We start from the raw sequence: 9,167 nt of genomic DNA on the forward strand, positions 1-9,167 counted from the left end.
TCGCCCGGGTCGACGCCCTGCTGCCGGCCAGGGACGATCCGCAGGTCGACCAGGCCGCCGCCGCGGCGCCCGACCCGGACTTCACGCTGCGCCGGCTGCTGTCCTGGGTGCGCGCCCCGCTTGTGGTGGGGCTGCTGCTGGTCGCGCTCGATGCCGTCGCCGGCCTGACCGTGCCGGCGCTGGTGCGCCACGCCGTCGACGCGGGCGTGAGCGCGCAGGCGCGGGGCGTGCTGTTCGCCACCGCCGGCGTCGCGCTCGCCGTCACCCTCGCCGACTGGCTCGTCCAGATCTGGCAGACCCGGGTCACCGGGCGGATGGGGGAGCGGCTCCTCTACGTGCTGCGGGTCAAGACGTTCGCCCAGCTCCAGCGCCTCGGGCTCGACTACTACGAGCGCGAGCTCGCCGGTCGGATCATGACCCGGATGACCACCGACGTCGACGCCCTGTCGACGTTCCTCCAGACCGGCCTGGTCACCGCGATCGTCAGCCTGCTGTCCTTCTTCGGCGTGCTGATCGCGCTGCTGCTCCTCGACGCCCAGCTCGCCCTCGTCGTCATCGCCGTGCTGCCGATCCTGATCGCGGTGACGGTGGTGTTCCGGAGCCGCTCGTCGGCCGCCTACACCGAATCCCGGGAACGGGTCAGCGCCGTCAACGCGTCCCTGCAGGAGAACCTGACGGGGCTGCGCGTCGCGCAGGCGTTCGGCCGGGAGGAGGTCAACCAGGAACGGTTCCGCGGGCTCGCCGACTCCTACCGGCGCTCGCGGATGCGGGCACAGCGGATGATCGCCCTGTACTTCCCCTTTGTTGAATTCCTTTCCCGGATCGCGGGCGCCCTCGTGTTGGGCATCGGCGCGCATCTCGCCGTGCACGGATCGCTGTCGGCGGGTGCGCTGCTCGCCTTCCTGCTCTACGTCAACCTGTTCTTCTCGCCGGTGCAGCAGCTCTCCCAGGTGTTCGACGGCTACCAGCAGGCGATGGTCGGCCTGCGCCGGCTGTCCGACCTGCTGCGCACCCCGACGTCGACGCCGCCGGCCGCGCACCCGCGCCCGGTCGGCCGGCTCACCGGCGAGGTGGTGCTCGACGACGTGCACTTCGCCTACACCGTCGTCGACGGCGCGGCGGGGAACGCCGTCGACGGGGTGAGCCTGCGCATCGCCCCCGGTGAGACCGTCGCCTTCGTCGGCGAGACGGGCGCCGGCAAGTCCACGGTGGTCAAACTCATCGCCCGGTACTACGACGTCACCGGCGGGGCGATCCGGATCGACGGCGTCGACCTGCGCGAGTTCGACCTGTCGGCCTACCGCCGCCGGCTCGGCGTCGTCCCGCAGGAGCCGTTCGTGTTCTCCGGCACGATCCGCGACGCCATCGCCTACGCCCGGCCCGACGCCGCCGACGACGAGGTCCTGGCCGCGGCCCACGCGGTCGGTGCCGACACGTTCATCGACGCCCTGCCCGACGGCTACGACCATCCCGTCGGCGAGCGGGGCCGCGGCCTGTCCGCCGGGCAGCGCCAGCTGCTGGCGCTCGCCCGCGCCGAGCTCGCCGACCCCGACATCCTGCTGTTCGACGAGGCGACCGCCGCCCTGGATCTCGCCACCGAGGCCGCCGTCACCGCCGCCGCCGAGGCGGTCACCACCCGGCGGACCACGATCGTCGTCGCCCACCGGCTCACCACCGCGGCCCGCGCCGACCGGGTGGTCGTGATGGCCGACGGTCGCGTTGCCGAGCAGGGGACGCACGCCGAGCTCGTCCACGCCGGCGGCCCCTACGCCCGCCTGTGGGCGGCCTTCACCGACGACCCCGAACCACCCGACCCCGAACCACCCGCCACCGGATCGTCCGCCGCTGAAGCGCCCGGCGGCGGAATCCACGCCGGAGAGGCGCCGAACGGGGCTGGAATCGCAGACCATTCCGTAATGTCATGATTCGACTCCTCGCCGGTGGGGATGCCCCTCGGGGGCGGACGGAACGTCCGCCAGTCACCCTGCCGGCCTCGCCGATGTGGCCGGGACGGCGGCGTCCAGCGGAGGAGGGGACTCATGATCACAAGCGGTCTGATGGTTGACGTCGCATGGCCCGAGCTACCCCGCGGCATCGCGGGCCCCGACGAGGTCGCCGATCAGCTCGACGCCAGCCTGCGTGACCGGGCCGGGATCACCTCCGTCGATCGGCATGGCCTCGCCGTGTGCGTCTACCGCCCGGGCGAGGTCGAGGCGCTCGCCGCCGACCTCGCCGACCGGCTGTCCGTCATCGGCATGTCCGACCGCACGTATTTGTCGTGGCGCGACGATCTGGGCGTGCACCGACGCTCGGTGACCGGTCGGCGGATGGCCACGACCGGCCGCCGGGTCGCCTGAGCCCCGGGATTCGGCGCGCCCACCGGCCGCCACACCCTTCGTAGCTTTCGGCTAGGGCCGCCCTGGGCGCCGGCCCTGCGCGCCGGCCACCCGCGGCCCGTCTCCACTGGCGGTGCCGCCCCGGTCGGGGCTGTTGCCGCCGGGGCCGGAGTCGCGATCGTCACCGGTGTCGGTGCCGTCGGGCTGGCTGAGGGCCTCGTGGGCGATCGCCGTGCCATAGCGGACCGCGCCGGGGGAGGGCACCGGGCAGGCGATCATCGGCGGCTGGACCAGCGGGCAGAAGTGGGTGCCGTCCGGGCTGCGCACCGTGACCATCCCGCCGGGGCCGCAGGTCTCCCCGGCGGCGCAGGGCAGCGTCGGGGTGTAGCGGCCGTCGGCGGTGATCGCCCGGCCGGCGGGGGCGACGCGGGTGTGCTGGTGGGTCCCGGCGATCTGCCGCCACACCCGGTCCAGCGGGGTCAGCCCGGCGGCGTCGACCGGCTGGTCGCGCCGGGGCGGGGCGTCGACGAGGATGACGTCGGCGCCCCGGCTGGTCAGCAGCTCGACCGCCCGGGTGACGTCCTCCCGGTAGGCGGTCACCAGGTCCCGTCCCTGCATGCACGCCGTCCCCTGGTTACCCGAGAAGGCTATTGCGGCCACGGTCGGTCGCCAGCGCCGGGACTGATCGCGGATGTCGGACAGCCAGTCGCAGGGGGCGGTACCGCCCCAGGTACGCACCAGCACCTGGCTGTGGCCGTCGGCTCGCACCGTCCGGCTGAACGACGCGCCCGCCTCCCAGGCCAGCGAGTCGCCCCACATCGCCACCCGCGGACGGTCATGCGAGGTACGGGAGACGACCGCCGCCCCCGCCACGAGCACGACCGCGACGACGAACAACCAGCCGATCGGGCCCAGCCGTCCGATCCGCACCCTCCGCCCTTCCTCGACGCGCCCCGCCCGCGGCGTTCCCGGCGGCGCCCGCTGCGCCGCGGACCCCGCACAGGGCGGGCAGGCGGCACAGCCGATGCCGGGCGGGCATCGACGGGCATCCCTCCATGGTGCCTACCGGCGGGCGCGATCGTGGTGCGACCGGCGCTTCAACTGACCCGTTGGGTGTGATCTGGGTAGCACATCGGTGGCGCAGCTGGCGTGGGGCCCCGGGTGGCCGTCACCATTCGCCCGCGGCGCGCATCCGGTGCGGGCGGCCGTCGGGGTCGTAGAGCGAATGGTAGAGCGGGGCGGACCAGGTTCGGCTCAACCGGCTCAGCCGCGCCGGGCGGTGCGGGCGGACCCGGCCCGGCGGCCGGTCGCCGACCCGCCCGTCGGCATGCCAGGCGGCCAGGTCCTCGGCGTGGGTGCGAAACGCCGCGAAGCCCGCCTCCGGGTCGAGCAGCTCGCCGTCCGGGCCCTCCCAGTCCAGATGCTCGCGCCACAGCTGCAGCCGCAGGTCGCGAGCGAACACCCGGGCGCCGTCCCCCAACCCGGCCGGATCCCGCGGCTCGCGCGGATCCAGCGTGTCGTCGATCGTCGCGATGGCCAGCTCGCTGTCATGCGTCCATGATCGCCGGTTGAGGTTGTCCGACCCCACCGACGCCCACACGTCGTCGACCGTCACCGCCTTGGCATGCACGTAGACGGGGGTGCCGGCATGGTTCTCGACGTCGTAGACCCCGACCCGGTCGCCGCCGGCCGCCCGGCACAGCTCCAGGGCCTGCTCGCGGCCGACGAGGTTCGGCGGCAGCGAGAACCGTCCGCCCTGGGTGGGATGGCGCGGCACCACGATGATCAGATGCAGCTCCGGGGCGCGGCGCAGCGCGTCGGCGAACAGCCGGGCGACCTCGGTGGACCACATGTACTGGTCCTCCAGGTAGATCAGCCGGCGGGCGCGGCGGAGCACCTTCTGGTAGGCGCGGGCGATCGAACGTTCCCCCGCGCGGGCGAACGGGTACGGCGGGCGCAGCTTGCGCGGGTAGGTGCGCAGGATCTGGACGTTGTGCGAGCCGGCCGCCGGCGGATCGGGACGCTGGGCCGGCAGCTCGTCGGTCCGGGTCGCCACCGGGCGGATGCGGTAGAACAGCCGCCGCAGCGGGTTCGGGTTGTCCAGGCTCGACGGGTCGTCCCACCGCTCGCGGAAGGTGTGCTCCAGATCGCCGACCGCCGGGCCTCGCACCTCGACCTGGATGTCGTGCCAGGGCGGGGCGTCGCCGTAGGGGGCGGCCATCGGCTGGCTCTGCGGGTCACCCGCGTGGGCCGCGTCGTCGCGCCGGTTGTAGCACAGGTCGATCCCGCCGGCGAAGGCCACGCCGGCGCCCGGATCGCCGCCGGGACGTGCGATCACCAGCTTCTGGTGATGGGAGCCGCCGCGGCGCACCCGCTGGTCCAGCACGACCCGCGCCCCGGCGCTGGTGAGCTGCTCCGCGAGCAGCCGGTTCGGTTTCGAACTGAACGACAGCAGCTCCAGATGCGAACGCCACATCAGTCCGCGGACCGCGACCCCGCGGCGGGCCGCCCGGCCCAGCACCTCGCCGACCTCGGAGCCGGCGCCGTCCAGACGCTGGTCGTAATCCCCGCGCCAGTCGGTGAACAGCAGCAGGTCACCGTCGCCGAGTCCCTCGACGGTCGCCAGCAGCCGGCTGAAGTAGTCCCGGCCGTGCACGAGCGGTACGACGAGGTTGCCGCTGGTCCACGGCCGACCGTCGGGATGGCGCCGGTCCAGGTCGGTGCTCGGGTTCCCGCGTTCCTCGGAGGTCAGGAACCATTCGGCGAGCACCGCCGTCCCGTCCGCGTCCGGCCCGCAGGCGGCTGCCCCGCCGTCCGGCGTGTCCTCCCGGGCGGGCGGGACAGCCGGCGTCGGCTGCGACGGCGGGGCTGGCTGCGACGGCGGGGCTGGCTGCGACGGCGGGGCTGGCGGCGCCGACGGGGCGGCCGGAGCCGGTAACGCGTCCGATGCCGTGGTCCTGCCGGTGCCACCCGCCGTCACCACATCACCCGTAGTCACCGCCGACGTATCTTCCGCCTGTGCCCTGGATCTGCTCATCGAGCCCTTCCTCCGGGATGCAACCACCATTTCCGGCGAGTCATCAGATCCGCGCACCCTTGGTGCGGTTGCAGCGCCGGCACAGCAGCTGCAGGTTGTTGACACTCGACGCGCCGCCGCGGCTGAACGGGATCACATGGTCGAACTCCAGATGTTCGTTGCCGCCGCACTCGACGCACACCCCGCCGTCGCGCCGCCACACCTCCGCCTTCACCGCCTGCGGGATTGCCCGGCTCGCCCGGCTGCCCGGGGCGATGACCTGCCGCCGGGCGACCCGCAGGATGCCGGCCAGCACCGCCGCGACGTACTGCGGGTCATCCACCAGGTAGCTGCCCGAGCCGCGGCTGGTGGTGGCGGCGATGTCGACGCATCCACCCCGCGCCTCCACCTCGACGATCTTGGCCAGGCCGAGCTCGGCGCCCCGGCCGGTCTCGCCGAGGAAGCGCAGCTTGCGGTTGGTGGCGAGCAGCCGACCGGGGGCGTGCTGGGGGCCGGCGGCGGCCTGCTGGACCAGGGTGGCCGGCACGTCGAGGTGCACGATCTCGTCGAGTTCGAGGTGCAGGGAGCCCGCCGGCAGCCGGGGCAGCTCGCCGGCGCCGATCCGGGTCAGTTCCAGGCCGCGGGCCAGGCGGTGGCGCAGCGCGTCCAGACCCGGGCCGGCGAGGCGCAGTTGCGCGGCCGCCGCCTCGATGCGGTCGACCTCGTCCTGCTCGATCACCCCGTCGGCGAGCGCGAACGCCGTCAGCCGCTCCAGGTGCGCCGGCCCGACCGTCTGCACGATCTCCCAGCCCGCCGGCTCCGGAATCCGCTGGTAGCGCAGGTCGGCCCACAGCGGTTCGAGGTCGGCGCCGGTCGGGTCGCCCCGCGTCAGCGACGACACCACCCGCGCGCGCCAGTCCCACAGGTACGCCCGGATCGCCTGCGCGCACTCCTCGCAGGCCGGCGGCCCGCCGAGCAGCCGCCACCGCTTGCGCGCGCCGCACCGCCCGCAGCTCGTGTCCGACTCCGTGAGGATCGGCGTGGGCGGCCCCTGCCAGTGGTCCCCGTCCCACCAGCGCATGTGGTCCGGGCGCACCGGATCGGGGTACCAGTCCGCCCGGATCCGCCCCCCCGGACGCGATGAACGGGCCGCCGCTGCCTCGGCCTGCCCCTCCGCCGGCGCCTCGGGCTGCCCCTCGCCGCGGACGTCGATGCCGAAGCCGTGGGCGAGCCCGGCGAGGCCGCTGTCCCAGCCCTGGGCGACGGCGCGGAACCGCCAGCCGCCCGCCCGGCGGTAGAGCTCTCCGAACACCAGGGCCGTGACCGGCTCGTCGGGCTCCGCGACGAACCTGGCCACCGGCCCACCGGCCTGGTCGGTCAGCTCGACGGCGAGGTCGGCCAGCTCGGCGAAGGTCCCCCCGTCGAGCGACCCGGCGATCACGATCCGGGTCACGCCTGGCTCCACCCGGGGCAGCGCCACCAGCAGGCCGGCCGATCCGGGGCCGGCGGCCGTCAACGTGACCGCACCCGAAGGATGGTTCGGCGCGTTGAAGAACACGAAGTCGCCGTCGGAGCGAACCCGCTCCTCGTCGGTGACGAGGAGCGCGCAGACATCCACCACCCGACCTCGGGCCCAGCCGACCGAGACGCGCAGCACCCCGGTGGGGACAGGGGTGTTGGCGCCCTTCTGCAGGGTCGGGGCCAGGGTCATCGTGCCTTCCGCGGGTCGGGGCGGCGGCGGTCTGCCGGCCGCCGTCGACATGTCTGTGTGATGTCTGCGTGGAAGAATGTATGCCGATCGGCACGGACGGCGGCCGGTCCTGACATTTCGGGCCGGTGGTGGGTCGCGCTGGGGGCGCGGCACCACGTGTGGCAGAGTTTCGCGTCATGACGCGGTCCGTCACGACGCGCAGGTCAACCGTGGGGCGCCGGGCCGCCCGCACGGCGGTGGTGCTGGGTGCCACGGCGGGGCTCACCTACAGCCTGCCCTCGCTGGCCACGCTGCGGCGGCTGCGGCTGCGGGTCACCCCGAACCTCGCCGGGATCGGCGCCGCCGACCACGTCGCGCTCACCTTCGACGACGGGCCCGACCCCGTCTCGACCCCCCAGTTCCTCGAGGTGCTCGCCGAGCTCGACGTCCAGGCGACGTTCTTCGTCCTCGGCAGCCTGCTGGCGGACTCACCGGCCCTGGCACGGGAGATGGTCGCCGCCGGTCACGAGCTCGCCGTGCACGGCTGGGATCACCGCCCGATGCTGCTGCGCGGCCCGCGGTCCACCCGCGACCAGCTCGAGCGCACCCGCGACCTGGTCGCCGAGGTCACCGGCCGTGCCCCCCGATTCGTCCGGCCGCCGCACGGCATCCTGTCCGCCGGACTGCTCGTCGCCGCCCGCGACCTGGAGCTGACGCCGGTGCTGTGGTCGGCGTGGGGCCGGGACTGGACCGCCGAGGCGACCCCGCGCAGCGTCCTGGCCACCCTCGCCCCCGACCTGCGCGGTGGGGCCACCGTGCTGTTGCATGACTGCGACTGCACCTCGGCACCCGGAGCCTGGCGCAGCGCCCTCGGCGCCCTGCCGGAGATCGCCGCCCGCTGCGACGACGCCGGCCTGCGCCTCGGCCCCCTAGCCGAGCACGGCCTGCCCGCCCCTGGCCCCGGCCGCTGACCGCTGCCGGCTGCCTGTACACCGCCGGCAGCGGGGCCGCTACCAGGAGCGGACGATCTCGCGCCCCTCCCCGGCGTCCGGCCAGAACGACGGGGCCGATCCGCCGAGCAGCTCACGGACCGACCGGCCGAGCGCGCCCAGCGCGGCGAAGGCGAGCGCGCCGCCGGTCGAGATCCGGGCGGCGCCGAGCTCGGCCAGCTCCGCCACGCCCGGCCCGCCTGGCATCAGCAGGACGTTGACCGGGCGGTCCAGCTCCGCCAGCAGGCTGCGGATGTCCTGGGCGCGCCGCAGCCCCGGGGCGTAGAGCACGTCGGCGCCGGCCTGCTGGTAGCGCTGCAACCGAACGATCGTGTCGGCGAGGTCGTCCCGCCCATGCAGGTGGTTCTCGGCGCGGGCGGTGAGCACGAGCCGCCCGGCCGCCGCCTCGACCGCGGCGGCGATCCGTTCGGTGGCCAGCCCGACCTCGTGGATCGAGCCCTGCCGGCCGCCGGTGAAGTCCTCGATCGAGCATCCGGCGAGCCCCGCGCCCACCGCGGCCCGCACCGTCGCCGCGACCTCGGCCGGCTCGGTGCCGAAACCGTTCTCCAGATCGGCGGAGACCGGCACGCCCACCGCGGCGGCGAGCGCGGCGGCGTGCCCGAGCGTCTCCTCGCGGGTCACCGACTGGTCGAGCCGGCCGAGCGTGCCGGCGAACCCGGCGCTCGTCGTCCCCACCGCCTGGCAGCCGACCGCGACGAGCACCCGCGCCGTCCCCGCGTCCCAGGCATTCGGCATGATCAGCGGCGCCCCGGGGCGGTGCAGCGCGCGGAACCGCTCGACCCGCGCGGCCGCAGCTGCAGCCGTCACGGTGCGACCGCCCGGCGGCCTGCGGTCCGACCATGGGCGAGCTGGACCATCTGCCAGAAACAGATCCTCACGGACTCAGCCTAGGGCGCGTCTGTGGTTGTGGTCAGGATGCGAACACGGCGGAGACCACGCCCACCGCGCCCCGTCCATCCGCTCCGCACCAACGCCAACGCCAATATCAACGATCATGGTGTTCCGCGGCGCTGGGCAACCCCGTCGCGGCCTCTCGGGCTCTCCCACTCAAGACGAGCACGACGACAGCACCCACCAAGGACGAACGCGCCCCGCGGCCCATCCCACCCCTCACC

General features: G+C 74.6%; 7 protein-coding genes. 3 read left to right on the top strand and 4 right to left on the bottom strand.

All coding sequences use genetic code 11. From position 1 onward, the window contains the following. Together NBZ85_RS22470 and NBZ85_RS22475 are read left to right on the top strand one after the other, a co-directional pair. A partial coding sequence (locus NBZ85_RS22470) for an ABC transporter ATP-binding protein (RefSeq protein WP_261562546.1) occupies positions 1 to 1,925 on the top strand: 1,925 nt, incomplete at its 5' end. A 114-nt stretch (positions 1,926 to 2,039) separates the two neighbouring features. Then, the gene (locus tag NBZ85_RS22475; protein ID WP_261558818.1) at positions 2,040 to 2,357 is read left to right on the top strand and encodes a hypothetical protein; all 318 of its coding nucleotides are present in this window, start codon (positions 2,040 to 2,042) and stop codon (positions 2,355 to 2,357) included. Between the two features lie 51 nt (positions 2,358 to 2,408). Here the strand turns inward: NBZ85_RS22475 and NBZ85_RS22480 are convergent, their stop codons facing one another. The 3 genes from NBZ85_RS22480 to NBZ85_RS22490 form a co-directional block, all read right to left on the bottom strand. Next, positions 2,409 to 3,266, bottom strand: a complete 858-nt coding sequence (locus NBZ85_RS22480; RefSeq protein ID WP_261558819.1) for a DUF459 domain-containing protein — start codon at positions 3,264 to 3,266, stop codon at positions 2,409 to 2,411. 238 nt (positions 3,267 to 3,504) lie between these two features. Further along, positions 3,505 to 5,373 (bottom strand): phospholipase D family protein, encoded by a 1,869-nt coding sequence (locus NBZ85_RS22485; RefSeq protein WP_261558820.1) that lies wholly within the window; start codon positions 5,371 to 5,373, stop codon positions 3,505 to 3,507. A 43-nt stretch (positions 5,374 to 5,416) separates the two neighbouring features. Continuing rightward, entirely contained in the window at positions 5,417 to 7,063 is a 1,647-nt protein-coding gene (locus NBZ85_RS22490) for a TerD family protein (RefSeq protein WP_261558821.1), read from the bottom strand. Between the two features lie 176 nt (positions 7,064 to 7,239). Between NBZ85_RS22490 and NBZ85_RS22495 the strand changes: the two genes are divergently transcribed. Next, positions 7,240 to 8,013 carry a polysaccharide deacetylase family protein gene (locus NBZ85_RS22495; protein WP_261558823.1) on the top strand — a complete coding sequence of 258 codons (774 nt, stop codon included), beginning with the start codon at positions 7,240 to 7,242 and terminating at the stop codon, positions 8,011 to 8,013. A gap of 39 nt (positions 8,014 to 8,052) precedes the next feature. Here NBZ85_RS22495 and NBZ85_RS22500 read toward each other — a convergent pair whose 3' ends face one another. Next, positions 8,053 to 8,859, bottom strand: a complete 807-nt coding sequence (locus tag NBZ85_RS22500; protein ID WP_261558824.1) for an isocitrate lyase/PEP mutase family protein — start codon at positions 8,857 to 8,859, stop codon at positions 8,053 to 8,055. Positions 8,860 to 9,167: the final 308 nt, after the last annotated feature.

This window comes from Frankia tisae, assembly GCF_025403405.1.
Lineage (GTDB): Bacteria > Actinomycetota > Actinomycetes > Frankiales > Frankiaceae > Frankia > Frankia tisai.